Annotated in this window: 27 protein-coding genes; 11 read left to right on the top strand and 16 right to left on the bottom strand. The window is 68.1% G+C overall.

The window, feature by feature from the left end:
* Positions 1–68: 68 nt before the first annotated feature.
* Both LKO27_RS04675 and dusB read right to left on the bottom strand, forming a co-directional pair.
* Positions 69–1,355, bottom strand: coding sequence for a citrate synthase (locus tag LKO27_RS04675; protein WP_227735710.1), 1,287 nt, complete (start codon positions 1,353–1,355; stop codon positions 69–71).
* 63 nt (positions 1,356–1,418) lie between these two features.
* A complete protein-coding gene (dusB, locus tag LKO27_RS04670) occupies positions 1,419–2,582 on the bottom strand; it encodes a tRNA dihydrouridine synthase DusB (protein ID WP_227735709.1) in 1,164 nt (387 codons plus the stop codon).
* A 95-nt stretch (positions 2,583–2,677) separates the two neighbouring features.
* Here dusB and LKO27_RS04665 point away from each other — a divergent pair, with 95 nt between their 5' ends.
* Positions 2,678–3,490, top strand: a complete 813-nt coding sequence (locus tag LKO27_RS04665) for an alpha/beta fold hydrolase (RefSeq protein WP_227735708.1) — start codon at positions 2,678–2,680, stop codon at positions 3,488–3,490.
* 46 nt (positions 3,491–3,536) lie between these two features.
* Positions 3,537–5,579 carry a M3 family metallopeptidase gene (locus tag LKO27_RS04660; protein WP_227735707.1) on the top strand — a complete coding sequence of 681 codons (2,043 nt, stop codon included), beginning with the start codon at positions 3,537–3,539 and terminating at the stop codon, positions 5,577–5,579.
* Positions 5,580–5,601: 22 nt separating this feature from the next.
* Here LKO27_RS04660 and LKO27_RS04655 read toward each other — a convergent pair whose 3' ends face one another.
* A complete protein-coding gene (locus LKO27_RS04655) occupies positions 5,602–6,618 on the bottom strand; it encodes an N-acetylglucosamine kinase (RefSeq protein ID WP_227735706.1) in 1,017 nt (338 codons plus the stop codon).
* 148 nt (positions 6,619–6,766) lie between these two features.
* Here LKO27_RS04655 and LKO27_RS04650 point away from each other — a divergent pair, with 148 nt between their 5' ends.
* Positions 6,767–7,534: a sugar isomerase domain-containing protein gene (locus tag LKO27_RS04650; RefSeq protein ID WP_227735705.1), complete on the top strand. Its 768-nt coding sequence runs from the start codon at positions 6,767–6,769 to the stop codon at positions 7,532–7,534.
* 16 nt (positions 7,535–7,550) lie between these two features.
* Here LKO27_RS04650 and LKO27_RS04645 read toward each other — a convergent pair whose 3' ends face one another.
* Entirely contained in the window at positions 7,551–7,856 is a 306-nt protein-coding gene (locus LKO27_RS04645) for an antibiotic biosynthesis monooxygenase (RefSeq protein WP_227735704.1), read from the bottom strand.
* A gap of 62 nt (positions 7,857–7,918) precedes the next feature.
* Between LKO27_RS04645 and LKO27_RS04640 the strand changes: the two genes are divergently transcribed.
* From LKO27_RS04640 to LKO27_RS04625, 4 genes are read left to right on the top strand one after another with little or no spacing between them, the layout of a single operon-like run.
* Entirely contained in the window at positions 7,919–8,848 is a 930-nt protein-coding gene (locus LKO27_RS04640; protein ID WP_227735703.1) for a metal ABC transporter substrate-binding protein, read from the top strand.
* Entirely contained in the window at positions 8,835–9,593 is a 759-nt protein-coding gene (locus tag LKO27_RS04635) for a metal ABC transporter ATP-binding protein (RefSeq protein WP_227735702.1), read from the top strand. The genes LKO27_RS04640 and LKO27_RS04635 overlap by 14 nt, the downstream gene beginning before the upstream one ends.
* A complete protein-coding gene (locus LKO27_RS04630; protein WP_227735701.1) occupies positions 9,593–10,576 on the top strand; it encodes a metal ABC transporter permease in 984 nt (327 codons plus the stop codon). The genes LKO27_RS04635 and LKO27_RS04630 overlap by 1 nt, the downstream gene beginning before the upstream one ends.
* Positions 10,563–10,991 carry a Fur family transcriptional regulator gene (locus LKO27_RS04625; protein WP_227735700.1) on the top strand — a complete coding sequence of 143 codons (429 nt, stop codon included), beginning with the start codon at positions 10,563–10,565 and terminating at the stop codon, positions 10,989–10,991. Before LKO27_RS04630 ends, LKO27_RS04625 begins: the two co-directional genes overlap by 14 nt.
* Here the strand turns inward: LKO27_RS04625 and recO are convergent.
* Positions 10,968–11,693: a DNA repair protein RecO gene (gene recO, locus LKO27_RS04620; protein ID WP_227735699.1), complete on the bottom strand. Its 726-nt coding sequence runs from the start codon at positions 11,691–11,693 to the stop codon at positions 10,968–10,970. The two genes, LKO27_RS04625 and recO, sit on opposite strands and share 24 nt — an antisense overlap.
* Positions 11,694–11,741: 48 nt before the next feature.
* On the opposite strand from recO, the gene LKO27_RS04615 reads away from it, so the two are divergent.
* Positions 11,742–12,506 carry an isoprenyl transferase gene (locus tag LKO27_RS04615; protein ID WP_227735698.1) on the top strand — a complete coding sequence of 255 codons (765 nt, stop codon included), beginning with the start codon at positions 11,742–11,744 and terminating at the stop codon, positions 12,504–12,506.
* Positions 12,507–12,606: 100 nt separating this feature from the next.
* Here LKO27_RS04615 and LKO27_RS04610 read toward each other — a convergent pair whose 3' ends face one another.
* The 4 genes from LKO27_RS04610 to LKO27_RS04595 form a co-directional block, all read right to left on the bottom strand.
* Positions 12,607–13,467 (bottom strand): metallophosphoesterase, encoded by an 861-nt coding sequence (locus LKO27_RS04610; protein ID WP_227735697.1) that lies wholly within the window; start codon positions 13,465–13,467, stop codon positions 12,607–12,609.
* 5 nt (positions 13,468–13,472) lie between these two features.
* A complete protein-coding gene (gene leuA / locus LKO27_RS04605; protein ID WP_227735696.1) occupies positions 13,473–15,209 on the bottom strand; it encodes a 2-isopropylmalate synthase in 1,737 nt (578 codons plus the stop codon).
* A 613-nt stretch (positions 15,210–15,822) separates the two neighbouring features.
* Complete coding sequence (gene era, locus LKO27_RS04600) at positions 15,823–16,761, bottom strand: GTPase Era (protein ID WP_227735695.1); 939 nt, start codon at positions 16,759–16,761, stop codon at positions 15,823–15,825.
* Positions 16,754–18,073 (bottom strand): hemolysin family protein, encoded by a 1,320-nt coding sequence (locus tag LKO27_RS04595; RefSeq protein ID WP_227735694.1) that lies wholly within the window; start codon positions 18,071–18,073, stop codon positions 16,754–16,756. Before LKO27_RS04595 ends, era begins: the two co-directional genes overlap by 8 nt.
* 182 nt (positions 18,074–18,255) lie before the next feature.
* Here LKO27_RS04595 and LKO27_RS04590 point away from each other — a divergent pair, with 182 nt between their 5' ends.
* Positions 18,256–18,960, top strand: coding sequence for a hypothetical protein (locus LKO27_RS04590; RefSeq protein WP_227735693.1), 705 nt, complete (start codon positions 18,256–18,258; stop codon positions 18,958–18,960).
* Positions 18,961–18,980: 20 nt separating this feature from the next.
* Positions 18,981–19,634, top strand: a complete 654-nt coding sequence (locus LKO27_RS04585; protein ID WP_227735692.1) for a hypothetical protein — start codon at positions 18,981–18,983, stop codon at positions 19,632–19,634.
* Between the two features lie 66 nt (positions 19,635–19,700).
* On the opposite strand, the gene LKO27_RS04580 is transcribed toward LKO27_RS04585, so the two are convergent.
* From LKO27_RS04580 to LKO27_RS04560, 5 genes are all read right to left on the bottom strand, one after another.
* On the bottom strand, positions 19,701–20,558 hold the full coding sequence (locus LKO27_RS04580) for an SDR family oxidoreductase (RefSeq protein WP_227735691.1): 858 nt from the start codon (positions 20,556–20,558) through the stop codon (positions 19,701–19,703).
* Between the two features lie 25 nt (positions 20,559–20,583).
* Positions 20,584–21,885, bottom strand: coding sequence for an APC family permease (locus tag LKO27_RS04575; protein WP_227735690.1), 1,302 nt, complete (start codon positions 21,883–21,885; stop codon positions 20,584–20,586).
* Complete coding sequence (gene ybeY / locus LKO27_RS04570) at positions 21,860–22,324, bottom strand: rRNA maturation RNase YbeY (RefSeq protein WP_227735689.1); 465 nt, start codon at positions 22,322–22,324, stop codon at positions 21,860–21,862. The genes LKO27_RS04575 and ybeY overlap by 26 nt, the downstream gene beginning before the upstream one ends.
* Complete coding sequence (locus LKO27_RS04565; protein WP_370629983.1) at positions 22,321–23,274, bottom strand: PhoH family protein; 954 nt, start codon at positions 23,272–23,274, stop codon at positions 22,321–22,323. The genes ybeY and LKO27_RS04565 overlap by 4 nt, the downstream gene beginning before the upstream one ends.
* Positions 23,275–23,421: 147 nt before the next feature.
* Complete coding sequence (locus LKO27_RS04560) at positions 23,422–23,868, bottom strand: DUF5709 domain-containing protein (RefSeq protein ID WP_227735688.1); 447 nt, start codon at positions 23,866–23,868, stop codon at positions 23,422–23,424.
* 33 nt (positions 23,869–23,901) lie between these two features.
* On the opposite strand from LKO27_RS04560, the gene LKO27_RS04555 reads away from it, so the two are divergent.
* A complete protein-coding gene (locus tag LKO27_RS04555; protein ID WP_227735687.1) occupies positions 23,902–24,621 on the top strand; it encodes a queuosine precursor transporter in 720 nt (239 codons plus the stop codon).
* Here the strand turns inward: LKO27_RS04555 and LKO27_RS15520 are convergent.
* Both LKO27_RS15520 and LKO27_RS04545 read right to left on the bottom strand, forming a co-directional pair.
* On the bottom strand, positions 24,604–25,539 hold the full coding sequence (locus LKO27_RS15520) for an AEC family transporter (RefSeq protein WP_227735686.1): 936 nt from the start codon (positions 25,537–25,539) through the stop codon (positions 24,604–24,606). The two genes, LKO27_RS04555 and LKO27_RS15520, sit on opposite strands and share 18 nt — an antisense overlap.
* Positions 25,540–25,671: 132 nt before the next feature.
* Positions 25,672–26,454 carry an NAD(P)-dependent oxidoreductase gene (locus LKO27_RS04545; RefSeq protein ID WP_227735685.1) on the bottom strand — a complete coding sequence of 261 codons (783 nt, stop codon included), beginning with the start codon at positions 26,452–26,454 and terminating at the stop codon, positions 25,672–25,674.
* Positions 26,455–26,474: the final 20 nt, after the last annotated feature.

Raw genomic sequence — 26,474 nt, 5'->3', positions numbered from 1 at the left:
CACAACCGGGTCCGGGGCAGGAGGTGTTCGTCCATTTCAGCGACCAACCTACCCAATCCTGCCCGCGTTCAGCGCTCCTCCCGCGGCTGCCACTGGGTGAGTTGGTTGCCGACGTAGACCTGGCGGGGACGCTGGATGCGCTGGTTGGGGTTGTCGTGGACCTCTTTCCAGTGCGCGATCCAGCCGGGCGTGCGGCCGATCGCGAACAGGACGGTGAAGAAGTCCTTCGGGATCCCCAGCGCCCGCAGGATGAGGCCGGAGTAGAAGTCGACGTTCGGGTAGAGCCTGCGCTCCCGGAAGTAGTCGTCGGACAGCGCAGCCTCTTCCACCTCCCGGGCGATGTCGAGCAGTGGGTCGCTCACGTGCATGGACTCCAGCAAATCGTGGGCCGCAGTCTTGAGGATCTTCGCGCGGGGGTCGAAGTTGCGGTAGATGCGGTGGCCGAAGCCCATCAGCCTCACCCCGGAGGACTTGTCCTTCGCCTGGCTGATGTAGCGCGAGACGGGGATCCCACGGTCGTGGATGCCTTCCAGCATGTCCACCACCGCCATGTTCGCACCACCGTGCAGGGGGCCCCACAGCGCCGTGACGCCCGCCGAGACGGACGTGAACAGGTTCGCACCGCCCGAGGCGACCATCCGCACTGTCGAGGTGGAGCAGTTCTGCTCGTGGTCAGCGTGCAGCACCAGGAACATGTTGAGCGCGTGCGCCTGCTCCGGCGTCGCCTCGAACTCCCGGTAGGGCTGGGAGAACATCATGTGCAGGAAGTTCTCCGCATACGGCAGGTCCGGGCGGGGGAACGCGATGGCCTGTCCCACGTGGGACTTGTAGGTTGCGGCGGCGATGGTGCGGGTCTTCGAGATCAGGGCGGCTGCGGCCCTGCGGAAGCCGACCTCGTCGGTGATGTGGATCTCGGGCAGGTCGTAGGCCTGGATCGCGTTGATCATCGCCGACAACACGGCCATCGGGTGCGCGTCGATCGGGAAGCCGTCGAAGTGCTTGCGCATGTCTCGGTGAAGGGCGGCGCTCTCCGTGAGCAGCCCGCGGAAGTCGTCGCGCTCCTGGGTGTCCGGGAGCTCGCCGAAGATCAGGAGCTCAGCGGTCTCGATGAACGAGGACCGCTCGGCGAGGTCCTCGATGGGGACGCCCCGGTAGCGCAGGATCCCGCGCTCTCCGTCGATGAAAGTGATGGCCGAGCGGCAGGATCCCGTGTTGCCGTAGCCGTCGTCGAGGGTGATGAGTCCCGTGGTCCTGCGGAGCCCGGAGATGTCGATGGCGCGCTCGCCCTCGGTCCCGGTGATGATGGGCAGTTCGTGGCTGACGCCGTCGATGGTCAGGATTGCTGTGCTTTCCATTGGTGCCTCCTTCGGTTTCCGCAGCCTAGCCACCGGGCCGCGCACCGATTGCGGCGCCCCCGCTCAACCGCCGCTGGTGTCCAGTTCCGCGTCGCCCAGGTCGAGATCGGTCCCCGAGGTGTCGTCGTACCAGCCGTGGGGCACGACCACCTTCGAGCGGGGTGTTCCCTGCCTGCCACGAGGTGTTCCCAGTTCCGACGTCGGGAAGGCGGCATCTGCGTCGAGCTGTTCGACGAGGTCGCGCAGTTCTCCCATGGTCGAGACCATGGCGAACCGGCGCCGCGGCTCCCCCACGGGGTAACCCTTGAAGTACCAGGCCATGTGCTTGCGGATGTCGACAAGCCCGCGCTCGCCCATGATGCCCACGAGCAGTTCGGCGTGGCGGATGATCATCCGGCCCACCTCCCCGAGGGTGGGGCGGCGACGGTGGGCCTGTCCGGTGAACGCGGCGGCGAGGTCGCCGAACAGCCATGGCCGCCCAAGGCATCCCCGACCGATGACGACGCCGTCGCAGCCCGTCCGGCGCATCATCTCCAGCGCGTCTTCTGCCTCCCAGATGTCGCCGTTGCCCAGCACAGGGATGTCGACGGCGGCCTTGAGTTCCGCGATCCGCTCCCAGTCCGCCTCGCCGGAGTAGGCCTGCTGCACCGTACGGCCATGCAGCGCGATGGCGGCTGCGCCCTCCTCCTGTGCGATGCGGCCGGCATCCAGGAAGGTGTGGTGGTCGTCGTCGATCCCGACACGGGTCTTGATGGTGACCGGCACCCCGAACTCGTCGGCGGCCCTCACCGTCTCACGCACGATGGCCCGCAACCGGTCCCGCTTGTAGGGCAGCACTCCCCCACCGCCCTTGCGGGTCACCTTGGGTACAGGGCAGCCGAAGTTGAGGTCGATGTGCCCGACGGCGTAGTCGCGCGCCAGGATCCGGGCGGCCTCCGCCATCACCCCGGGGTCCACGCCGTAGAGCTGGACCGAGCGCGTGGTCTCTCCTGGGTCGAACTGGAGCATGTCACGCGTCTTGTGGTCCCCCACGACGAGGCCGCGGGAAGTGATCATCTCGCACACGTAGAGACCGGCGCCCTGCTCCCGGCACAGCTGCCTGTAGGCCGCATTGGTCACGCCCGCCATGGGCGCGAGCACCACGGGGAGGTCGACGACGACGGCGTCCGCGCGGCTGGGCGCGCTGAGCCGAAGCGGTCTGTACGCAGTGACGGTATCGGCGGTCATGGTCCTCCAAGCTTGGCAACCACACGATTCTACGACGCGAGACCCCGTTGTCCGACTTCTTGAAATGTGGCCCGCTGGGATGGAACGGTGTACCCATGAGCATCAACGCCGCTACCCAGCCGATCAATGTGCACCGCTTCGGCAACCCCGACGCGCCCCCGTTGGTGCTGGTGCACGGCCTCACCGAGGACGGCACCGCCTGGCCGGATGCCGTCTTCCGGTGGGCCTTCCACTGGGACATCCACGCCGTCGACCTGCGCGGCCACGGCCTCTCACCCCGCTTCACCGAGGAAGACGTGGCGAGCAGCAACCAGCTCTGGCTGGAGGACCTACTGACCATCCTGCGTGGACTGCCTCGGCCAGCGGTCCTGGTCGGTCACTCGCTGGGCGGGTTGATCACGCTCCTGGCCGCCGTCGAGGCGCCGGAACTCGTGCGGGCGGTGGTCCTGGAGGATCCCGCAAAGACGAGCGACGGACCGGACCCCGCCTTTGTGCGAGAGCAGCAGGAGTTCCTGTCCGCCTTCCCCGATCGAACCGCCTCCGAGATCGAGCGGATGAGACGTGAGACCAACTGGTCGGAGTCGGAGATCCTGGCCTGGGCGAACTCAAAGGCCCTCGTGGACCCGCTGATGATCGAGCGCGCCCTCTGGCTCAGCGAACCCGAGTGGGAGTCGTTGTTCGGCCGCCTGACGGTGCCGACGCTGTTGGTCCTGCCGACCGACGGCGGGATGGGCCCCGACCCGGACGGTTACGACAACCCGCTGGTGGAGCGGGTGCTGATCGCCGACGCCGGGCACTGCGTCCGGCGCGACGCGCCCGGGCAGTACTACGCGGTCGTCGAAGAGTTCCTTGCACGCCACCGCGTCACGGTTCAGGAGCCGATCACCTCGAGCAATCCCGACGTGTAGTCGCTTTCGCCGTCCACCGCCTTGCCCGATGCGGTTTGATGGGGCAATGACGAATTCGCTGTTGCATCCCTCCGAGCTTGAGTTCCGCCTTCCCGACTACGCCAACCTCACCGACTCGGACTACCGGGAGGCGCTCCTCGTGGGCATGGCCGAGCAGCTGACGGTGCTGGACGCGATCGCCACCAACTCGAACGCTCCGACGGTGGCCAACACCCTGGCCGACTGGGAGCGCAGCGAGGCAACCCTGAGGCGTGGCCTCAACGCGTTCTGGGTGGCGAAGTCCGCAGACACCAACCCGGAACGCGATGCCATCTACGAGGAGTTCGCGCCCAAGTTGGCTGCGCACAGTGACAAGATCCTGCTCGATGCCCGCCTGTACGAGCGCCTGACCGCACTTCGGGACCGTGCGGATTCGGGCTCGGAGACCCTCGACGAGCAGGACTCCCACCTCCTGCAGGAGCGGTTGCGCGAGTACGTCCGCGGCGGCATCACCCTGTCCGAGGACGACCAGACCCGGTTGCGCGAGATCAACGTCGAGCTGGCCAGGCTCTCGGCCCAGTTCCAGGAAAAGGTCGTGGCCGGTCGCAACGCCGCAGGGGTGCACGTCACCGACGAGTCGGAACTCGACGGCCTGCCCGAGGACGACCGTGCCACTGCCCGCGCTTCGGCCGAGGCCGCCGGCCTCGACGGCTGGCTCCTCGACATCGTCAACACCACCGGCCAGCCGGCGCTGGACTACCTGACCAATCGGTCCCTGCGCGAGCGGATCTTCCGCGCCTCCATCAGCCGCGGCCTGGAGGGCGAGCACGACACCCGCGAACTCGTCATCCGAAGCGTCCGCCTACGGCACGAACGCGCCCGCCTGCTCGGGTTCGAGCACCACGCCGCCTACGTCGCCGACGACGGCTGCGCCCGCACCACGAAGGCCGTCAACGACCTGCTCGCACGCGTCGCCCCCGGGGTCCTCGAGCTCGTGGAGCGAGAGGCCGTCGAACTGCAGCGCCTGCTGGCCGAAGACGTCCCGGGCGCGACCCTGGAGCCGTGGGACTGGCAGTTCTACGCCGCCCGCGCCGCTGCTGCGAACGCCGTCGACCAGCAGGCGCTCCGTCCGTACCTGGAGTTCGAGCGGGTACTGCAGGAAGGCGTCTTCGCGGCGGCCACCGCGCTGTACGGGATCACCTTCCACGAGCGGCCCGAGCTCGTGGGCTACACCCCGGACGCGCGGGTCTTTGAGGTCCGGGAGGCCGACGGCGCCGCCGTCGGCGTGGTCGTGATCGACCCGTTCACGCGGCCAACCAAGCAGGGCGGCGCCTGGATGACCAGCATCGTGGACCAGTCCCACCTGCTCGGCGACCTGCCGGTGGTCACCAACACCTGCAACTTCCCCAAGCCCGCCGAGGGCTCACCCAGCCTGCTTTCGTGGGACAACGTCATCACGCTGTTCCACGAGTTCGGACACGACCTCCACGGGTTGTTGTCGGACGTGAAGTACCCCTCGCGGTCGGGAACAGCTGTGCCGCGCGACTTCGTGGAGTTCCCCTCGCAGGTCAACGAGATCTGGGCCTGGGAGCCCCAGCTGATTGCCCGCTTCGCCGTCCACCACGAGACGGGCGAGCCGATCCCGTCGGAATGGATCGACGCCCTTGTGGCCGGTCGGCGTCAGGGCCTCGGCTACTCAACCTTCGAGGCGCTGGCCGCGCAGTTCCTCGACCAGGTTTGGCACCAGACCCCAGCCGAGTCCCTCCCAACCAGCGCGGAGGACGTCGAGACGTTCGAAGCCGCTGCGCTGGAGGAAGCGGGCGTCAACTTCCCACTGGTCCCGCCGCGGTACCGGAGCACCTACTTCCAGCACATCTTCGCCAGCGGCTACTCCGCGGCGTACTACTCCTACCTGTGGTCGGAGGTGATGGACGCCGACACCGTCGCCTGGTTCAACGAGTTCGGCGGCCTGTCACGAGAAGCCGGGGAGCGTTTCCGACGCCGGTTGCTGGCCCCGGGCGGTTCCGTGGAGGCGATGGACTCCTATCGCGACTTCCGCGGCGCCGATCCCGACGTGGCGCACCTCCTGGAGCGGCTCGGCCTGGAGTGAGGCCTCGCCCGCAGGCGCTGGCTCAGCCCGGGCGGCGCTCTGTCACCGTGGCGGCGATGGTCCTGAAGACCTGGTCGTCGACGACGACTCCCACGTGTCTCAGGGCGATGACACACGCTCCCACGATCCCGTCAGGGACCGGTTGGAGTCTACTCGCCACCGGCTCGCCCAGCTCGCGGGCGAGCCTTTCCAGCAAGCCCGTGGGGTTCGCCAGCAGGCCCCCGCCGGCGATCACGGGACCGTCCAGCGTCGGGACCATCACCGTGCGCAGGGTGGCGGCCAGTCCCCGTGCGGCACCTGAAAGGATCTCTTCGGCCACCGGGTCACCGGGGACCCGGAAACAGATGGATGCGAATCGGGCGGCGCGTACCGGCAGATCTCCGTAAAGGGCCATCTCAATGGCTCTCATGACCCTCGGTCGGCCCTTCCCGTCGAGGCTGCGATCATCGGGGTCCAGTCCCAACTCGGCCAGCAACAGCGGCGACATCGCAGTGCGCGGACCGCGTCCGTCGAGGTCGAAGAGTACCGCCCTCGCGACGTGGAGCCCGATCCAGAATCCGGACCCCACGTCGCCCAGAAGCCACCCGAGCCCGTCGGAGTGGCGCACGGACCGGCCGCTCTCGATGCGATGCGCCACGGCACCGGTTCCGGAGACGATCACGTAGCCGGACTCCAGGTGCGTTCCGGAGGCGAAAGCCGCGTGACCATCGGCGGCCAGGACCACTGGAGCCGAGACTCCGAGTGGGGCGAGGGTCTCTGCCACCAATCCGGTGAACGCAGGGCGATGGCCGCCGCCGGCTGCCGCCACCACCACGACGGCGACGGAGTCAGGGTCCACACCGCCCGCTGCGAGTGCTGCCGAGGTACCGGACCCGATTGACTCGGCCGCCTTCGGATCCCCGGAGGACAGCGGGTTGGCGGAACCGGCGAAGCCCAGACCCAGGCATGCACCGTCGGTGCCGACGACAGCGGTACGGGAGCTGGTCCCGCCGGCGTCGACGGCGATCACCACCGGCCCCGCTGCATGGTAGGTGCTCATGTTGTTGACACCCCGAACGGTACGAAAGTAGCTTTCACAAGGACAGGCTACAGACGAACACCGCCCGCGGCCCGGCCGGTACCCGGCGGGCCAGGCAACGTCGAAGTGCCAGCCTCGCCGTCGTCCATCAATCCACGCAAGGAGCACCATGCACAGCCTGACCACCGCCTTCGCAACCGAGGTCGCCGACCGACTCCGCACCCTGGACGCCGAGGCCGCGAGCGGACGCTTCGACCGCGCGATCGCCATCATGGTGGAGACGTTCGCCCGCGGCGGTGTGCTGCACGCCTTCGGCACCGGGCACTCCGAGGCCTTCGCGATGGAGATCGCGGGTCGCGCAGGAGGGTTCATCCCCACCCATCACATGATGCTGAAGGACCTGTTCCTGATCGGCTCCCGCAAAAGCGTCTCGGAAATCGGGGGTGCCGAGCTCGAGCGCGACGACAGCGTCGCCGACGAGCTGTACGACCTCTACGACATCCGCGCCGACGACGCGTTCATCATCGCGTCCAACTCCGGAGCCAACGGCTCCACGGTGGGCCTTGCGCGGCGGGCCAGGGCCGAGGGCCTGCCGGTGATCGCCGTCACGAGTCTGGAGCACAGCAAGGGCGTCACCTCCAAGCACCCCAGCGGCAAGCGCCTGTTCGAGGTGGCCGATGTGGTGATCGACAACCATGCCCCCTACGGCGACGCCACCCTCGAGCTCACCGACGGACTCAAGGTCGGGCCGGTCTCCTCCCTCACGGCCGCCTACATCGCGCAACTGCTCACCATCGAGACCGCGGCGCAGCTCCAGGAGCGCGGGACCCTGCCGCCGATGTTCATCTCCGCCAACATCCCTGGTGGCGACGAGCACAACCATGACCTGCAGGAGCGCTACGGGGCCCGCATCCGCCCCCACGCCTACCTGAAGTGAGACCGCGTCGCCGGGCTCAGCCCTGACCGCGAGGCACGTTTGGTCCGAGCTCCGTGGGGTCGAGGTAGGCCGACGGTTCATCGATGGCCCGGCTCAGCACTGGGGTGAGGACGACCTTGGCGTCGTAGCCGCTGAACGAGCGCCGGTAGTCACCGACGGATTCCCAGCGGCTGAGGATGGCCCAAAGACCTGGGTCATCCAGGTTCCGGACCAGTTCAGCGCCGAGGCATCCGGGCCTGCCCAGCCAGAACCGGATGACTTCACCAGCCTGCGCCTCGAAGGCGGCATCGACGTGGCGGAATCGGGAGATGGCCAGGAGCATGGGTTGGAGCCTAGCCCAGCTGCGCTTGACATCTCCCCCATCCCTTATTGATACTGATTCTCATGCGAAGCAATCGTCTTTCCGTGCCCCTGGCGGCAGCCGCCCTCCTCCTTTCGGCCTGTGGGGCGGACGCGCCGACCGGACCGGACTCGGAGGAAGGCCTGCAGGTCGCAGCGGCGTTCTACCCCCTCGCCTACGCCGCCGAACTGGCAGGGGGTGAGGGCGTCACCGTCTCCAACCTCACCACCCCCGGCGTCGAAGCACACGACCTTGAACTGTCACCGCAGCAGATCGTCGCTCTCACAGAGGCCGACGTCGTGGTCTACCTCGAAGGCTTCCAGCCCGCCGTCGACGACGCCATCGCCCAGGCCGGGCCGGCCAAGGTGATCGAGGTGTCGCAATTCGCTGAGCTGACCGAAGGGCCGGCCGGGGAGAGCGACGAGGGGCATGCGGACGAGGAAGAGCACACGGACCTGGATCCGCACTTCTGGCTCGATCCAGCCAGGCTCGCCGACGTCACCTCCGCCATCTCCGAGGAACTGGCGGCCGTTGCGCCTGAGCAGGCCGAGAAGTTCGCCGCCAACGCCTCCCGTGGCACCGACGAACTGGCGGTCCTGGACGAGGAGTTCACCTCCGGACTGGCCGAGTGCGAGCGCCGCGAGATCTTCGTCGCCCACGCCGCCTTCGGCTACCTGACCGAGCGCTACGACCTCGAGCAGATCTCCGTCGCCGGGCTCTCCCCCGAGTCCGAGCCCTCCCCAGCCCGCGTGGCGGAGGTCCAGGCGCTGGCACGGGAGCACGGCGCCACCACCATCTTCTTCGAGTCCCAGGCCTCGGATGCAGTCGCCCAGTCGATCGCTGGCGACCTCGGCCTCAAGACCGCCGTCCTCGACCCCATCGAGTCCGTCGGACCCGACTCGGCGGGCCAGGACTATCCTTCGATCATGCGCGCCAACCTCCAGGCCATCAGGGACGCCAATGGCTGCTCCTGATGCTGACCTGATCGCCGCCGACGGGATCTTCGTCTCACTCGGAGGGCTACCCATCCTGCGCGACGTGAGCCTCCACGTCGCCCCCCGTGAGGCCGTGGCCGTGCTCGGCGGCAACGGATCTGGCAAGTCAACACTGATCCGAGCGGTCGTCGGGCTGAACCCCATCCAGGAGGGCAGCGTGCGCCTCTTCGGTGAACCGCTGGAGGCCTTCAGGGACTGGGCGCGGATCGGCTACGTGCCGCAGCACTCGACCCTCAACGTCAATAACGCCACGGTGACCGAGATCGCGTCGTCGGGCCGACTGTCCCACCACAAGCCCTTCCGGTGGTTCCGCAAGGCAGACCGGGTCGCCGTCGAACACGCCCTGGAACTCGTCGGTCTCGCGGACCGCGCGAAGTGGCCTTTCCGGACCTTGTCCGGGGGGCAGAAGCAACGGACGCTGATCGCCAGGGCCCTGTCCACGGAGCCGGAGCTGCTGGTCATGGACGAGCCGTTCGCGGGCGTGGACCTCCACAGCCAGGCCGGCCTGGCCAACCTCCTGGCCGGGCTGCGTGCCGACGGCATGGGGATGGCGGTGGTGCTGCACGAACTGGGCCCAATGGCCCCGGTGCTGGACCGCAGCATCACGCTGTGCGACGGCCGCGTCGTCGAACACGAGCGGGCAGGCTCGGCGGCCAACTGCGAGCCCAGCAGCTTCGAGGACTCCGCCGTGGGCCTCCTCGACCCGGTTCCCAGGGGCCAGTGATGGAGGTCTTCTCCTACCCGTTCATGCAGCGGGCACTGCTCGCCGCGGTGCTGAGTGGTCTGGTGGCGCCCGCGATCGGCATCTACATCGTGCAGCGCAAGCTCAGCCTCCTGGGCGACGGTCTGGGGCACGTGGCGATCATGGGCGTCGGACTGGCGTTCCTGACGAACACCTCTCCGTTGCCGATGGCGATCATCGTCAGCGTCCTCGGGGCCGTGGCTGTGGAACTGGCGCGGCAGCACGGCAAGGCCTCCGGCGACCTCGGGCTCGCGATCCTGTTCTACGGTGGCCTCGCGGCAGGCGCGATGATGGCCGGCATCTCCGGCCAGGGCGCCGCAGGCCTGTCTGCCTTTCTGTTCGGCTCCCTGACCTCGGTGACCAACACCGACCTCTGGGTGATCCTCGGCCTCGCCGTGGTGATCCTCGCGCTCACCATCGGGTTGTCGCCCCGCCTGTTCGCCGTCGCGGCCGACGAGGACTACGCCCGGGTGCTCGGGGTGCGGGTCAACCTGCTGAACCTCATGGTCGTGGTGCTGGCCGCGGTAACGGTCAGCCTGTCGATGCGCACCGTCGGGCTGCTGCTCATCAGCGCTCTCATGGTCATCCCGGTGGCGACGTCGCAGCAGCTGTTCGTCGGCTTCAAGGCGGCCTTCTACGGCGCCATGGGAGTCGGGGTGGTCGCGGCGATCATCGGCACCGTCGGCTCCTTCTACCTGGACACCGCATCGGGCGCGACCATCGTCGTCGTGGCCATCGGCCTGCTCGGGGTCGGCTGGCTGGTGGCCGGGCCCATCCAGCGGTCCCGCCGGTTCATCCCCTACATCGAGGACCACGGCGACCACCTGCACGAGCCCGCCGAGAACCACGACGACGAGTTCGCCCACCGCGAGGGTGTCCAGGTGATCCAGCACGGCGACCATCTCGACTTCGTGCACGACGGCCACCGACACGCACGCCACGGAGACCACTATGACGAGCACTGAACCCGACCGCCCCAGTCCGATGACCCGCCAGACCTGGCAGCGGGCAGCGGTGCGGGACCTGCTCGGCCGCATGCCGGAGTTCCGCACCGCGGCCCAGGTCCACGACGACCTCAAACAGCTCGGCGACAAGGTCGGGCTGGCCACCGTGTACCGGGCTCTGCAGGCGATGGCCGACGCAGGCGAGGTGGACGTCCTGCGCACCCCGGACGGGGAGTCGGCCTACCGCCGCTGCTCCGGCGGGCACCACCACCATCTGGTCTGCCGCGAATGCGCCGCCACCGTGGAGATTTCGGCCAGGTCGGTCGAGGACTGGGCCCACAACGTCGCGGCCGAGCACGGCTTCACCGACGCCGGCCACGAGATCGAGATCTTCGGGCTGTGCGCGGAGTGCTCAGCGCTCAAGGAACGGGATTGAGCGCAACGCCCTGTCGAGGTGCCAGTTCGCGAACGCCACCACCAGCCCGTGGCAGCGCCTGACCACCGACGGATCCGCGGCCCCCACCGTCGCCCAGTCCCCGGTCAGCAGCGCAGTAAGGTGCCGCAGGGTCTCAGCATCCACCCGCGCCGACGACGGCGGCCGGCACCGGACGCACACCATGCCGCCGCCCTGCGGATTGAACCAGCCGACGTCCTGGGTGATGCCGCAGCTGGAACAGGACTCCAGCACCACCGCCCACCCGGCGATGGCCAGTGAGCGCAGGAGGTAGGAGTCGACCACGGCCGCCGGAGACATCTCCGGCTTGCCCATGGCGAGAACGGCTCCGAGAAGGAGACGGTACTGGGGCAGGGACGGGACCCCGTCCTCGGCGACAAGACGTTCGGCGGCCTCCACCAGGACCTGGCCGGCGGTGAACCGGTCGTAGTCGCTCCCCAGCAGGCTGGGGTGCAGCGTCTCGGCCTGGGTGACCACCTCCAGCGAACCGCGACCCTCCGCGAACTGGACGTCGATGTGGCTGAAGGGCTCCAGCCGGGAGCCGAACTTGCTGCTGGTGCGCCGCACCCCTTTGGCGACCGCGCGGACCTTCCCGTGGCTGCGCGTCAGCAGGCAGATGATCCGGTCGGCCTCGCCCAGCTGGTACGTGCGCAGCACAACTGCTTCGTCACGGTAGGTGGCCACCGGCCCAGTCTACGAGCCGCCCCCACGCCGTCCCGGTAGGCTCGGCGCGTGGCAGACTCCTACCGGCCCCCGCCCCCTCATCCCAGCGGTGCACAGGCGCCGAAGATTCCGGCGAAGGCCCTGCCGAGGCACGTCGCGATAGTGATGGACGGAAACGGGCGGTGGGCCAAGCAGCGTGGCCTGAAGCGGACCGAGGGGCACGCCCGGGGTGAGAGCTCGCTGCTCGACGTCATCCACGGCGCCCTCGAACTCGGCATCCCCTACCTGTCGGCCTATGCCTTCTCCACCGAGAACTGGAAGCGTTCGCCGGACGAGGTGCGCTGGCTGATGGGCTTCAACCGGGACGTGATCCACCGTCGCCGCGATGAGTTGGACGCGATGGGCGTGCGGATCCGGTGGGCGGGTCGTCGGCCGAGGCTCTGGGGGTCGGTGATCCGGGAACTGGAGACCGCCGAGGCGCAGAGCCGGGACAACGACAAGCTGACCCTCCAGTTCTGCGTCAACTACGGCGGGCGGGCCGAGATCGTCGACGCCGCCCGGGAGATCGCACGCGAGGCGGCGGCAGGGAGACTCGACCCGGATCGGCTCACCGAGGCCAGGTTCGCCAAGTTCCTCGACGAGCCGGACATCCCCGACGTCGACCTGTTCCTGCGCAGCTCCGGCGAGCAACGCACGTCGAACTTCCTGCTGTGGCAGTCCGCCTACGCCGAGTTCATCTTCCTCGACCGCCTCTGGCCCGACTTCGACCGCCGGGACCTGTGGGCCGCCGTCGAGCAGTACAGCACCCGCGAGCGACGCTTCGGCAGCGCCTGATTCGGCTCCGGAACGCATTCTCTAAGGGACCCACACGACGCGAGCGGTCAGGTGGTCCACTTCCGAGGCGCGGGGACCCGTAACTGCCGGGCGCAAACCGTCAGCCTTGCGGGCCTACGACGTGCAGGGTGATCTGGGACTGGTTCAACAACCGGACCGGGGGCCCGGTCACCCCGATGCCCGAATCGATGTACATGGTGGTGGCGCCCTGGCGATAGGCACCCTTGTCGAACCTGGGGAACATCTCCCCGGGTGTGTACAGGGCACCGACGAGCGGGAGTCTCACCTGGCCACCGTGGGTGTGACCGCAGACCGCGTAGTCCACACCGTGCTCCACAAGCTCCGGGAAGATCTGCGGGGAGTGGGTGATTACGAACCTGAACCCGTCCCTCGGCACGCTCTCGAGGCTGGCGGCCAGGTCACCGTGCCCGGAATAGTAGTCGTCCACGCCCACCAACGACAACGTCCCCCAGCGCCCCGAGATCGGCACAGCCTCGTTAACCAGGTGTTCGACGCCCAGTTCGCGCAGTAGCTGGTGCTCCGCTGACTGCTCCGGCGACCAGTGGTCATGGTTGCCGTCGACGTAGAACACCGGTGGCCCGAGCGAGACCAGTCCCTCGATCAGCCGCCGGGCCGGGTCGAGCGATGCGTTGTGCGTGTTCACCAGGTCACCAGTCACCGCGATCACGTCGGCCTCGGCAGCGCGGGCGAGCTCGATGATCTCGTCGATCTGCCCGGGCCGCGACAGATTGTGGAAGTCGGTCAGCTGGAGCAGCCGGAACTCGCCACCCAGTTCGCCGGTGGAGTGGGTGACCGTGGTCAACCGGGTGTTGGACACCTCCCATTGCATCCGGACGAACAGCGCCACGACGCCGACCAGGGCAAGCACGATCGCAAAGAACAGCAGTTGCCGTCGGCTTCCGTCCCGCTGCGCTTCGACGGCTCCCCCGGCAGAGGTCACCTGGCTCAAGCCCTGTCGGCGCGGTTCAGGGCGCTCAGGATTGCCTTCATCGATGCGCTCGTGATGCTCGGGTCGATCCCGACGCCCCAGAACACTCGCGCGTCCTCGCCCTCGCCCACCTCGCACTCGACGTAGGCCGCGGCTTTCGCGTCCCCGCCGGATTCCATGGCGTGCTCGGCGTAGTCGAGGACGCGCACATGCGCACCCGCCTCGACCAGCGCGTCGACGAACGCTGAGACCGGGCCGTTGCCCTCGCCCTCGAGTTCGGTCTCGCCGTCGGGTCCCACCACGGTTGCCCGGATGTGGAACTCGCCGTTCTGCGAAGTGGAACCAGCCGAGGACAGGGACCACTTTCCGGGCGTGAGGTACTCGCTGTGGAAGAAGTCAACCATCTGCGCGGCGGTGACCTCACCGCCCTCGGTGTCGGTGTGGCTCTGCACGACGCGGCTGAACTCCATCTGCAGCCGACGGGGCAGGTCCAGTTTCGCCTCGGACTTCATCAGGTAGGCCATGCCGCCCTTGCCCGACTGCGAGTTGACCCGGATGACGGCCTCGTAGGTGCGCCCGACGTCGTGCGGGTCGATGGGCAGGTATGGCGCCTCCCAGTCGATCTCGTCGACGCTCTTGCCCTGCTTGCCGGCCTCGACCTCCAGATACTCCAGGCCCTTCTTGATCGCATCCTGATGGGAGCCGGAGAATGCCGTGTAGACCAGGTCGCCAGCGTACGGGTGGCGCGGGTGCACCGGCAGGCCGGTGCAGTATTCGACGGTGCGGCGCACGTGGTCGATGTCGGAGAAGTCCAGCTGTGGGTCGACGCCCTGGGTGTACAGGTTCAGCGCCAGCGTCACCAGGTCGACGTTGCCGGTGCGCTCACCGTGCCCGAACAGGCAGCCCTCGACCCGGTCCGCTCCGGCCATCTGCCCCAGTTCGGCGGCGGCGACGGCGGTGCCGCGATCATTGTGGGGGTGCAGGGACACCGACACGTTCTCGCGGTTGCGGACGTGGCGGCAGAAGTACTCGATCTGGTCGGCGTAAGTGTTGGGAGTGGAACGCTCCACCGTCGCTGGCAGGTTGAAGATGATCTCCCGGTCCGCGCTCGGCTGCCAGACGTCGGCCACTGCGTTGCAGACCTCGATGGCGAAATCTGTGGGGGTCTGGGTGAAGATCTCGGGTGAGTACTGGTAGCCGAACTCGACGTCGCGCAGCAGCTGGTCGGCGTACCTCATGACGTGCTCCGTGCCGCGTACGGCCATGTCGACGCACTCGGCCTCCGACATCCGGAACACCACCCGGCGGAAGAGTTCCGCCGTCGCGTTGTACATGTGGATGTTGGCGCGCTTGGCCCCCACCAGCGACTCAGCCGTCCGGCTGATCAGGTCCTCGCGGGCCTGGGTCAGTACGGTGATCGTGACGTCGTCGGGAACCCGGTCACCGTCGATGAGCTGGCGGATGAAGTCGAAGTCTGTCAGTGAAGCGGACGGAAAGCCGACCTCGATCTCCTTGAAGCCCAGGTCCACCAGCATCTCGAACATTCGCAGCTTGCGGGCGGGGGTCATCGGGTCGATCAGTGCCTGGTTGCCGTCGCGCAGGTCGGTGGAGAGCCAGCGTGGCGCCTTGGTGATCTTCTGGTCCGGCCAGGTGCGGTCGGGGACCGTGACGGGCTGGAATGGCTTGTAGCGACCCACGGGCATTGGGGTGGGCTGCTGCACGGGCTTGGACTGGATGCGGGTGTTGATTTCCATGGGAGGTGCTCCTCAGCTGGGGGTGGTGGGCGCCAGACACGACAAGGCTCCGCAGCGAGGGGGCTGGCCTGATGGAATCAGTTTCGGACCCCGCTGCGGCAACCAAGGAGCAGAAGCTGCTGTGCCACGCCCGCGACTCTAACCGCCAAGCGGGTCGCGGGCAAGCACGAACCGCATGCTGGACGGGGTCGGCCGACTCGTCGTCGCGGTCTTCAGGGGTCCGTGCCGGACTCGCCCACCTGTTCCCGTTCGTGGTTGACCAGCGTTATCGCTCGCCACCAGCCGTAGAGCGCTGGTGGGCAGCAACAACGCTGGTGAACCGCCGAAAGCGCTGGTCAACGGCCCGAAGCGCTGGTGACCCCAGGGAGAATCGCGCCCGGGCTCGACGGCGACAGCCCGCTCCCCTTCGTGGTTGACCAGCGTTATCGCTCGCCACCAGCCGTATAGCGCTGGTGGGCAGCAACAACGCTGGTCAACCGCCGAAAGCGCTGGTCAACCGCTGGAAGCGCTGGCGAACCCAGGAAAGCGCCGGTGAACCCGGAGAGACGCTGGTGAACGCCCCGCCGACGCGTCGCCGCGGCGTCGGCTGCCACAGGCGCGGGGAAAACAGCCCTCAGAAGCCGAGCCGGTTCAGGTACTTGGGGTCGCGCTGCCACTCTTTGAGCACCTTGACATGCAGGCTCAGATGGACGGGCGTGCCCAGCAGGCTGTTGATCTGCCCACGGGCGCGCGTACCGATGTCCTTGAGCCGCTCCCCCTTGTGGCCGATCACGATGCCCTTCTGCGACTCGCGCTCCACGACGATGGACGCGAACACGTCCAGCAGCGGCTTGTCCTCCGGCCGGTCGGGACGCGGCAGGATCTCGTCGATGACGACGGCGATGGAGTGGGGCAGTTCGTCGCGCACTCCCTCCAGGGCGGCCTCGCGAATCAGTTCCGCGATGAGGGTCTCCTCGGGCTCGTCGGTGATCTCACCGTCCGGGTAGTAGGCGGGACCCTCCGGCAGCAGCCCCAGCAGGACCTCCTCGACGTCCTCGAGTTGTTCCCCCGTCTCCGCGGAGCAGGGCACGACGGCGGCCCAGTCGATTCCCAGTTCCTCGCCGAGCTTGGAGATGTCGACGAGGTGGGACAGCACCCGTTCCTTGCTCACCAGGTCCGTCTTCGTGGCGAGGGCGACGATGGTCGGTTTGTTCTCAAGCTCGGCGATCTGCTTGGCGATGAACGTGTCCCCAGGCCCGATCCGCTGGTCACAGGGGAGGCAGATGCCGACGATGTCGACCGCACCCCAGGTCTCGGCCACCAGGTCGTTGAGCCGCTCCCCCAGGAGGGTGCGCGGCTTGTGCAGCCCGGGTGTGTCGATCAGGACGAGCTGTCCACCGGGTCGTGTGATGATCCCCCGAACGGCGTGCCTGGTGGTTTGCGGCTTCGACGACGCGATGGCGATCTTCTGCCCCACCAGCGCGTTGGTGAGGGTCGACTTGCCGGCGTTGGGCCTGCCGACGAAGCAGGCGAAGCCCGAGCGGAAGCCCTCGTTGGTGGTTGTCTCAGTCATCGTCCTCAGCATCCCCTTCTGGGTGGGCCGGCTGGAGTTCCTCCGCCGTGAGTTGGCGCACCAGCACTGTGCCTACCTGGTGGCGACGGCCGACGGCGCGGTCTGCGACCATCTCGATACCGTCGAAGATCACTTTCGAACCCGGGATCGGGACGACGTTGAGCAGTTTGGCCATGAGTCCGCCGACGGTCTCGACGTCCTCGTCGTCCCATTCCAGGTGGAACAGGTCTCCGAGCTCGTCCAGCGGCAACCGCGACGACACCCGGTAGCGCCCCTCCCCGAGCTCGACGACGTTGGGGATCTCCTCGTCGTACTCGTCGACGATCTCGCCCACGATCTCCTCGACGACATCCTCCATCGTGCACAGTCCCGCGGTTCCTCCGAACTCGTCTATGACGATGACGAGGTGCGAGTGACGAAGCTGCATGTCGCGCAGGAGTTCGCCCGCGGGCTTGGAATCCGGGACGAACGTGGCCGGACGCATGTGCTCCCCCACCGTCTCGGTCCGCTCCGCGTCGGGGAAGTCGTAGATCCGCTTGCTGACGTCCTTCATGTAGACGACGCCGAGGACGTCGTCGATGCCACCTTCACCGACCACCGGGATCCGGGAGAAACCGGAGCGCAGGGACAGCGACAGGAGCTGGCGCAGCGTCCGGTCCGCCGGGATGTAGACCATGTCCGGGCGCGGGACCATGACTTCCTTGACCAGCGTGTCGCCCAGCTCGAAGACCGAGTGGATCATCTTCGACTCGCGGGCCTCGATCAGGTCATTGGCCTCGGCCAGGTCGACGTACTCGCGCAACTCAGCCTCAGAGGCGAACGGCCCGTCGGCGAAGCCCCGACCGGGGGTGAGCGCGTTCCCGAGCAGGACCATCAGCGCAGCCACCGGACCCAGCACTGTCGTGAGAACCGAGACCATGAGCGCGAAGGCGCGCATGACGGACTCCGGCTTCTGACGGCCGATGGTGCGGGGGGCCACCCCCCAGAAGATGAACGAGACCAGCAGCATGACACCCACCGTGAGGCCGACCCGGCCCCACAACCCCGATACGTTGTCGAACACCACCAACGCCACGAGCACGATCGTCGAGATCTCGAGCAACATGCGGGTGAACATCACCGCGTTGATCGACGGCGCAGGATCCTGCGCCATCTCCCTGATCCTGCCCGCGCCGGGGATCCCCTCGTCAACCATCCGCTCGGCGCGCCCACGGGAAATGACGGACAGCGCGGTCTCGATTGCTGCCAGCAGGGATGCGATGATCGCGCAGACCAGCGCGACGGCCAGTGTTGTCCACTCCGACGGCGTCACGGTGCGGGATCAACTCTCTTCCACGAAGGGGCTAGGGGCTGGGCCAGTCTATAGGAGAAGGCCGCAACTCCGGGGGCTGCGCCAGGAGGGTGGGCGTGCGGGAGTTGACGTTTCCAGCACCGCGTGACCCGCGTGGGTCTAGTGTTGAAAGACCACGCAGTCTCACGGACGGAGAAACAACCATGCCGGACTGGCCGATTTGGGTATGGGTGATCATCGCGCTGGTGCTGATCGCCCTTGTGATTGGAATCATCGTGGCCGCCACTCGCGGCAACCGGAGCGCCAATCTCGAACGCGCCCAGGAACTACGCGCAAAAGCACATGAGAACGATCGGGTCGTCGAGGCCCGCCAGCAGCGTGCGGATGACCTCGCCGCCCGCGCCGAAGCAGTACGGCAGGAAGCCCGCACTGAGGGTGAGCGAGCCGAGGCGCTGCGCCTGCAGGCCGCCGAGGCCGAGGAGCGGGCCGCGGCAGCGGCAGAGGTTGCCGAGGTTCGCGACGACGAGGCGCAGCACAGCCGCGAACGGCTGGCTGAGGTTCAACGCGAACGGGAAGAGGCACTCCGCAAGGCGGACGAACTCGACCCGCGAACGGACCGCACTGACCACCGCGACGACCTCCATGATCGCGACGACCTCACGGACCGCCGCGACGACCTGTCCGACGGCGTCCCGGGGGCACGACGGGACGACCTTCACGACGACCGCGACGCTCCCTTGGGCGACGAGCGGCGCGATGACGTTGAGCAGCCCCACGAGGTGCGCCACGGTGATGGCACCCGCACCGGCGACGAGGACGTTCGCCACGACGTCGACGACGTGCCGCGCGACGAGCAGGGACGCAGGCTGGACCCCTACGGCAACCCGGTCGACGAAGACCGGCACTGAGAAGGAAGCAGGAGGAGCAGATGACCACCAACCGTGGCGACGACTTCGTCGCTGACGACCGCAACCTCGACAACCCCGGACCCGACATCCCCGGTACCGGTACCGGAGACCCGGCCTACGCGGGCGGGCGCAATCTGGACAACCCCGGGCCCGACGGTCCGCACACGGGCGTCGGGGAGCCGCTGATCGCCGACGAGGAGAACGCGTCCAATCCCGGACCCGACGACTCACACGTCGGCGTCGGCGATCCGATCATCGCCGACGAGGAGAACGTCTCCAACCCCGGTCCCGACCTGACCCGTCAGGGCACCGTCGACGATCCGTATGGCGGTCCCGGAACGCCCGAGTCCCCGGACTCGGCTGACTCGCCCTACTCCCCCTACACGCCGGAGTCACCGGCCTCGCCGCCCAGGGTGGAGGAGACGACCACCGGCGGCATCCTCGGCACCGAGGTCAACAGGCAGCGCGATGCCGACGGCTTCTACCGCGACGAGTTCGGCAACCGCGTCGACGACTCCGGCAACCGCGTGGACGAGGACGGCAACCCCGTCGACGCCAGCGGGAACCCCGTCGATCCGCTCACAGCGGCGGATCCCTACGCCCGAAACCCTCTGCCTGACGACGATGACAGCGGCGCCCCGCCGATCCCACCGATCCCGCCGGGATCGCGCTGACGATTGAACACCAAGCGCCCGGTGCCTGCCGTGAGCAGGCACCGGGCGCTTCGTTGGTCCTGGAACTCAGAAGATCGGCTTGCCGCCGGTGACGCCCAGCACGGTGCCCGAGACGTAGCTGGCCTCGTCGGAGGCCAGGAAGACGAAGGCAGCCGCCACCTCCACGGGATGCCCGGCCCGGCCCAGCGGCGTGTCGGAACCGAAGCCGTCCACCTTCTTCTCACTCATCGTCGCAGGGATGAGCGGGGTCCAGATGGGTCCGGGTGCGACGGCGTTCACGCGCGTGTTCTGCGGGCCAAGCTCAGCCGCCAGGTTGACCGCCAGGTTGTTGAGGGCCGCCTTCGTCGCTGCGTAGTCCAGCAACTGCTCCGAGGGGCTGAAGGCCTGCACGGAGGTGGTGATGATGATGCTGCCGTCGCGGAGTTCGTCCTCGAGTGCCTTGGTCAGCCAGAACGGGCCGAAGACGTTGGTCTCGAAGGTACGCACCACCTGCTCGTCGGGGAACTCCCCGATCTCGTCATGGGTCATCTGGAACGCCGCGTTGCACACCAGGACGTCAATGCCACCGAGCAACTCCACGGCCTTGGCGGCCAGCTCGCGGTTGGCCTTGGCGTCGCGGAGGTCGGTGGCGACGGCCTCGCCCTTGCGCCCCTGCGCCCGGACCAGTTCGACGGTGTCCTGGGCGTCCTCGGCCTCCTGCGGGAGGTGGGCGATGACGACGTCGGCGCCCTCCTTGGCGAAGGTGATGGCGACGGCGCGGCCGATGCCGGAGTCACCACCGGTGATGAGGGCCCGCTTGCCCTCCAGGCGACCACGGCCGACCCAGGACTGCTCGCCGTGGTCGGGCTGGGGGTCGAGCTCGGCCGTCCGGCCGGGCCACGCCTGCTGCTGCGCGGGGATACTGGTCAGGTCTGCTCTATCCATATCCCCATCTTGCTTGCCAGCGGGATCAGTTGGCAGCGGGTACGGCAATTCGGCCCGCACGGATCCTCAACAGCCGAAGCACGACGCCGGCCACGAGAACCACCACGCCGGCCACCACTGACTGCCACGGCAACGTCGCCACGAGCACCAAGCAGGCCAGAGCCCCGGCAACCTGCAGCCAGCGCGGGTATCGACGGTATGCCGCGTCCTGGGTGTGGGCGGCCACGTTGGCGACGAAGTAGTACAGCAGGACCCCGAAGGACGAGAAGCCGATGGCACCGCGGAGATCGGCAAGGAGGATGACCAACGTCAGGATGCCGCCCAGCACGAGGTCCACTCGATGTGGCACCTTGTGCACCGGGTGGGTGGTGGCGAACCAGACGGGAAGGTCGGCGTTGCGGGCCATCGCGAGCCACGTCCGGCCGATACCGCTCAGCAGTCCCAGCAGCGCGCCCGCGCTCGCCGCCAGAGCGGCCGCGACCAGCACCGCCTTCGCCCAGGGCGACGACGCCACCAGCAGCATCAGCGGCGCGCTCGCCGTCGCCAGCGCCTCCGAGCCGACCAGCATCAGCAGCGTCACGGCCACCCCGGCGTAGAGCACCAGCGTCACCAGCAAAGCTGACACGATGGCCAGCGGGATGGTGCGTTCCGGTGCCCGGACCTCCTCTCCCATCGTCGCGATCCGTGCGTAGCCGGCGAAGGCGAAGAACATCAGGCCGGCTGACTGCAGCAGCCCGTACCAGCCACCGAGGCCGGCGGGAACCGCGATCGGGGATGCAGCTGCAATGGGCAGGCTCCCCCACCCGACCCCGAGCGCGACGAGCAGCCCCGCGAGGGCGATGACCACAAGCACCTTCGCGACCTGGGCAGTTCTGGTGACCCCGAAGTAGTTGATGCCCACCAGCACCCACACGACCGCGATGGCCACCGGCTTGTGCCAGGCCTGCGGCGCCCAGTAGGCGGCGAAGGTCATGGCCATGGCCGCGCAGGAGGCGGTCTTCCCGATGACGAAGCTCCAGCCAGCAAAGTAGCCGGGCCACTGTCCCAGCCGCTGCCGTCCGTAGAGGTAGGTGCCACCGGCGCTCGGGTACTGGGCGGCCAACTGCGCAGACGACGTGGCGTTGCACCAAGCGACGAACCCGGCGATCAACAGGCCCAGGAGCAGCGCCTCCCCAGCCGCGGCTGCCGCCGGCGCGAACACGGCGAACACCCCCGCGCCCACCATGGAGGCGACACCGATGAAGAACGCATCCTCGACGCCCAGACGCCGGCTGAGTTCGCTGGTTGCCACAGCGCTGGCGTCAGCGCGACCGGTCGGCCCGGGCAATGTCCCAGGCTGCGATGATCTTGTCGTTCAGGCCGAACATGACCGCCTTCTCCTCGGGCTCGGCATGGTCGTGTCCGAGCAGGTGGAGCAGCCCATGGACCAGCAGGTACTCGGCCTCGGCGTCGGGCTCGCGACCATTCTCCGCCGCCTGGCGCCGCGTCACCTGGGGACACAGGACGATGTCACCCAGCAGGCCCATCGGCGGGTCCTCGTCCTCGTCGGGCGCACGGAGCTCGTCCATTGGGAAGCTCATCACGTCGGTGGGGCCGGGAAGATCCATGAACCGTTCGTGGTAGCCCGCCATGGTTTCCTCGTCGACGAGGAGAATGGAGAGCTCTGCCTGCGGGTGGATCCGCAGCTTCTCGAGCGCGAAGGAGGCCAGCGCGACGAGGCCCTGCTCGTCGGCCGCCATGCCGGACTCGTTGTTGATGTCGATCATCGGCCGGTCCTCGGACGGTGTTCGGCGGGGGGCGCGTTGAGGCTGTCGAACTGGTCATAGGCGGCGACGATCTTGCCGACCAGCCGGTGCCGCACGACGTCGCGTGCCGTCAGCGTGCAGAAGGCGATGTCCTCTACGCCGTCGAGGATGCCCTGCACCTGCCGCAGGCCGCTGCGGATGCCGCCGGGGAGGTCAACCTGGGTGACGTCGCCGGTGACCACCACCTTGGAGTTGAACCCCAGCCTGGTCAGGAACATCTTCATCTGCTCGCTCGAGGTGTTCTGTGCCTCGTCCAGGATGATGAACGCGTCGTTGAGGGTGCGTCCGCGCATGTAGGCGAGGGGGGCCACTTCGACGGTGCCGGAGGTCAGGAGCTTCGGCACGGCGTCGGGTTCCACCATGTCGTGCAGGGCGTCGTAAAGCGGCCGCAGGTACGGGTCGATCTTGTCGCTGAGGGTGCCGGGAAGGAACCCGAGGCGCTCGCCGGCCTCGATGGCGGGGCGGGTGAGGATGATACGGCTGACCTGCTTGGCCTGCAGGGCTTGCACGGCTTTGGCCATCGCCAGGTAGGTCTTGCCCGTGCCCGCGGGGCCGATCCCGAACACGACGGTGTGGGCGTCGATGGCATCGACGTAGCGCTTCTGGTTCAGCGTCTTGGGGCGCACCGTCTTGCCGCGGGCGGAGATGATGTCCGCGGTGAGGATCTCGCTGGGGCTGGCGTCGGGGTCCCTCGACATGCCGACGACGCGTTCCACGTCCTCGCCAGTGAGGCCTTGGCCAGTGCGGATGATCGTGATCAGCTCGGTGATGACGTCGGCCGCGTGGGCGACGTCGGCGGTGTTGCCGCTGAGGGTGATCTGTCCGCCGCGGACATGGATCTCCGCGTCCAGTTCCCGCTCGAGGATTCGCAGGAAGTCATCCCGCGGGCCGAGCAGATTCACCATGTCCATGGAGGCCGGCACGTGCACGGTACGCGTTCCGAGCTGGGTCTCCAGTGCGTTCGAGGGAGTCAGGGCTGGCCTTCCTCTGGTCCGTCGTGAGCGCCGCCCGCCCACGTGGCAGCCAGTCTAGGCCACGGCCGAAGGCTCCGGGATGACTCAGTCGTCGAGTTGGTCCTCGTCTTCGTCGGAGATCACATGCATCGCGGCCTCCTCGGCGCTTGCGGCACCGCCGGAGTAGCCAACGTCGACGCCCAGGGTGTGCTGCCGACCACCCGGGCCCTGCACGCCCATCAGGCGACCGGCACGCTCCGTCCCGACCTGCCGCTTCTCGTCGCCGTTGTGCCACTTCTCGCCGTCGTCGGTGTTCGTCGGATCCTCTTCGGGGACCTCCTGCTTGACGCGCATCTCGAGGGTCTCGCCCTGACGCATCTCGGCCGGGGTGTTGCCGAAGCGCTGTGCTGGCGACCAGCCCTCGGGGGCGGTGTAGCCCTCGTCGAGGACGTCGGCGACCCCACGGTCGATGAGCGAGTCACCCTCCTGCAGCTGGTCCAGCTGTTCGGACTCGTCAGGCACCTGTTCGTTGGTGAAATCGTCGGCTTCCATGGAGCAATCCTGCCACCCCTCTATGGTTGACCGGTGACAAACCCCTCCGATTCCCAGTTCGCGCGCCCCGCGCGGGGCAACTTCGACCTGATCGTGGCGCTGTTCTGCGCTTTTCTGCTGATCTCGAACGTCTCGGCCGTGAAGCTCATCCAGTTCGGTCCCGACGTCGAGCTGTTCGGCTTCCCCGTGCTGCCGATCATCACCGACGGAGGCGCCTTCCTCTTCCCCCTGACCTACATCCTCGGCGATGTCCTGGCGGAGGTGTTCGGGCTGAGGGGTGCGCGGCGCGCGATCCTGATCGGGTTCGCGGTCTCGATCCTTGCCTCGGTGGTCTTCCTCGTCGTGGGGGCCGCTCCCCCGGCGGCGGACTGGGGCGGTCAGGAGGCCTTCAGCACCATCCTCGGGTTCGTGCCCAGGATCGTGCTCGCGAGCGCACTGGGCTACCTGGCTGGGCAGTTCCTGAACGCGTTCGTCCTGGTCAAGCTGAAGGAGCGTTCGCACGAGGGCTCGCTGTGGGCGCGGCTGCTGGGCTCCACCCTCGTCGGCGAGGCGGCCGACACCGTCATCTTCTGCGTCGTCGCCTTCGGCGGCGTCGTCGGGCTTGGCACGCTGGGCAACTACATCATCGTGGGCTACGTCTACAAGGTTCTGGTGGAGATCATCTTCCTGCCGGTGACCTACCGGGTGATCGCGCTGGTCAAGAAGCACGAGCCCACCTACGGGACGGTGCCCGACTCAGCCAGGGCCCAGTAGCGCGGAGATGACCAGCAGCGAAGCGACAGACGCGATGGTCGACCAGAACACGGAGTCGCGCGCCAGCAGTTCGCTCTCGTCGTAGCGCGTGGCGATGACGTGGACGTTCTGCGCGGCCGGTAGGGCTCCGAGCACCACGACGGCGTAGAGCTCAGCACCCTCGAGGCCGAACGCCCGCCCGATCAGCCAGGCGGCCAGCGGATGGAGAACCACCTTCAGCGCCACCGTGAACCAGGCCTGGGCGCTGTGCGCTCCGATACCCGGCAGCGGGTCCAGGCGCAGCGAGACTCCGAAGGCCATCAGCATCAGTGGGACGGCGATCCCGCCCACCATGTCGATGGGCGCCCAGACCGGATCGGGGATCGTGATCCCGGCGAGATTGAACAGCAGTCCGGCGATGATGGCGATCGTGATGGGGTTGCGAAACGGCAGCGACAGGTAGCGGACCAGCCCCATCCGGGTGCCGGCGGCCCGGGCACTGGCAACGTCCAGGATGGCCAGGCAGGCGGGCATGATGATGGCCACCTGGAGCAGGAGGATGGGCGCCATCCAGGTGGCATCGCCGAGCAGCGCCAACGCCACCGGGAGGCCGAAGTTCGCGGCGTTGGTGTAGGAGCTGGCCATGAACCCGATCACGGAGCCGCCGAGGGTGGGACGGAAGACGGTCTTGGCGACGGCCAGGTAGACCAGTCCCGCAGCCACGATCGCGAGTGCCGAGACCAGCACCGTGCCGGAGAAGACGTGGGTCAGCGACGCCCGTGCCACGAGCCCGAACAACAGCGCGGGCGATCCGACGTTGAACGCGAGCACGGCCATCAGCTTTCGGCCCTTCTGGTCACTCAGACCGAGGTGCGCCACGAGCCAACCGACACCGATCACCACCCAGATGGTCGAGATTCCCGCGATGGCGTCCTGCACGCCCTGAGACTATCGGGGGCTTGCCCGTGCTGCGCATTCCGTGCGCCCCCACCTCCACAGCGCTGGCTTGGGCCGGCAACGGTGGCGCGGAGGCACAACAGTGGCGCGGACCAGCGACGGTGGCGCGGACCGTCAGGAACCCTCTGGCCAGCTGTCGGGCACCCCGGCACCGCCCTCGACCACGTGTTCCTCCGCACCGGGCAGATCAGACCACGAGTCCTCGGGGCGGTAGCCCAGCTCGAGCATCGTGTTGGTCAGGTCCCAGCGCCGGTTGGGGTTGTCTGAGACCGCGTAGTACAGGCCGAAGCGGACTTCGGCCTCGATCGATCTCCGGAAGACCCGCTCGGTGTCGTCGGGGCTGAGCCACATGGCGCGCAACACGTCCTCGTCGGCGGCCAGCGGGTCCTCGGTGACCCATCCGATCCGCAGGGCGATGAAGTCCAGGCCATGCTCGTCGTGGTAGAAGCGCCCGAGCAGTTCACCGAAGCCCTTGGACACCCCGTAGAGCGAGTCGCCCCTGGGAAGGTGGTGCGGGTACACCGGCCACTGCTCAAGCCGGTCGTACATTCCCATGGCGTGGTTGGAGGAGGCATAGACCACACGCCGGACCCCTGCCAGGCGGGCTGCCTCCAGCACGTTGCGGGTGCCGATGATGTTGGCGCTCAGGACGTCATCCCAGTCCGACTCGGGCGACGCGGCCCCAGCCAGGTGGCAGACGGTGTCGACCCCCTCCATGAGCGGCACGATGTCGTCCAGCCGGGTGACGTCTGCTTTGCGGAGCACCCGCTCCTGTTCCTCATTGGCAGGGGTCCTGCCGTGTTGGATGAGCTCGTAGTCCCCCGCCAACCGCTCGACGAGCAGCAGCCCGATCCCCCCGGTGGCTCCGGTGATCAGTACTCGGCGCTTGTTCGGCATCCGGCCTCCTTCGGTAGGCC

The organism is Tessaracoccus sp. OS52, from assembly GCF_020687685.1.
Lineage (GTDB): Bacteria > Actinomycetota > Actinomycetes > Propionibacteriales > Propionibacteriaceae > Arachnia.
Note: the sequence above shows the minus strand (reverse complement) of the source record. Positions and strands in the feature narration are given on the sequence as shown.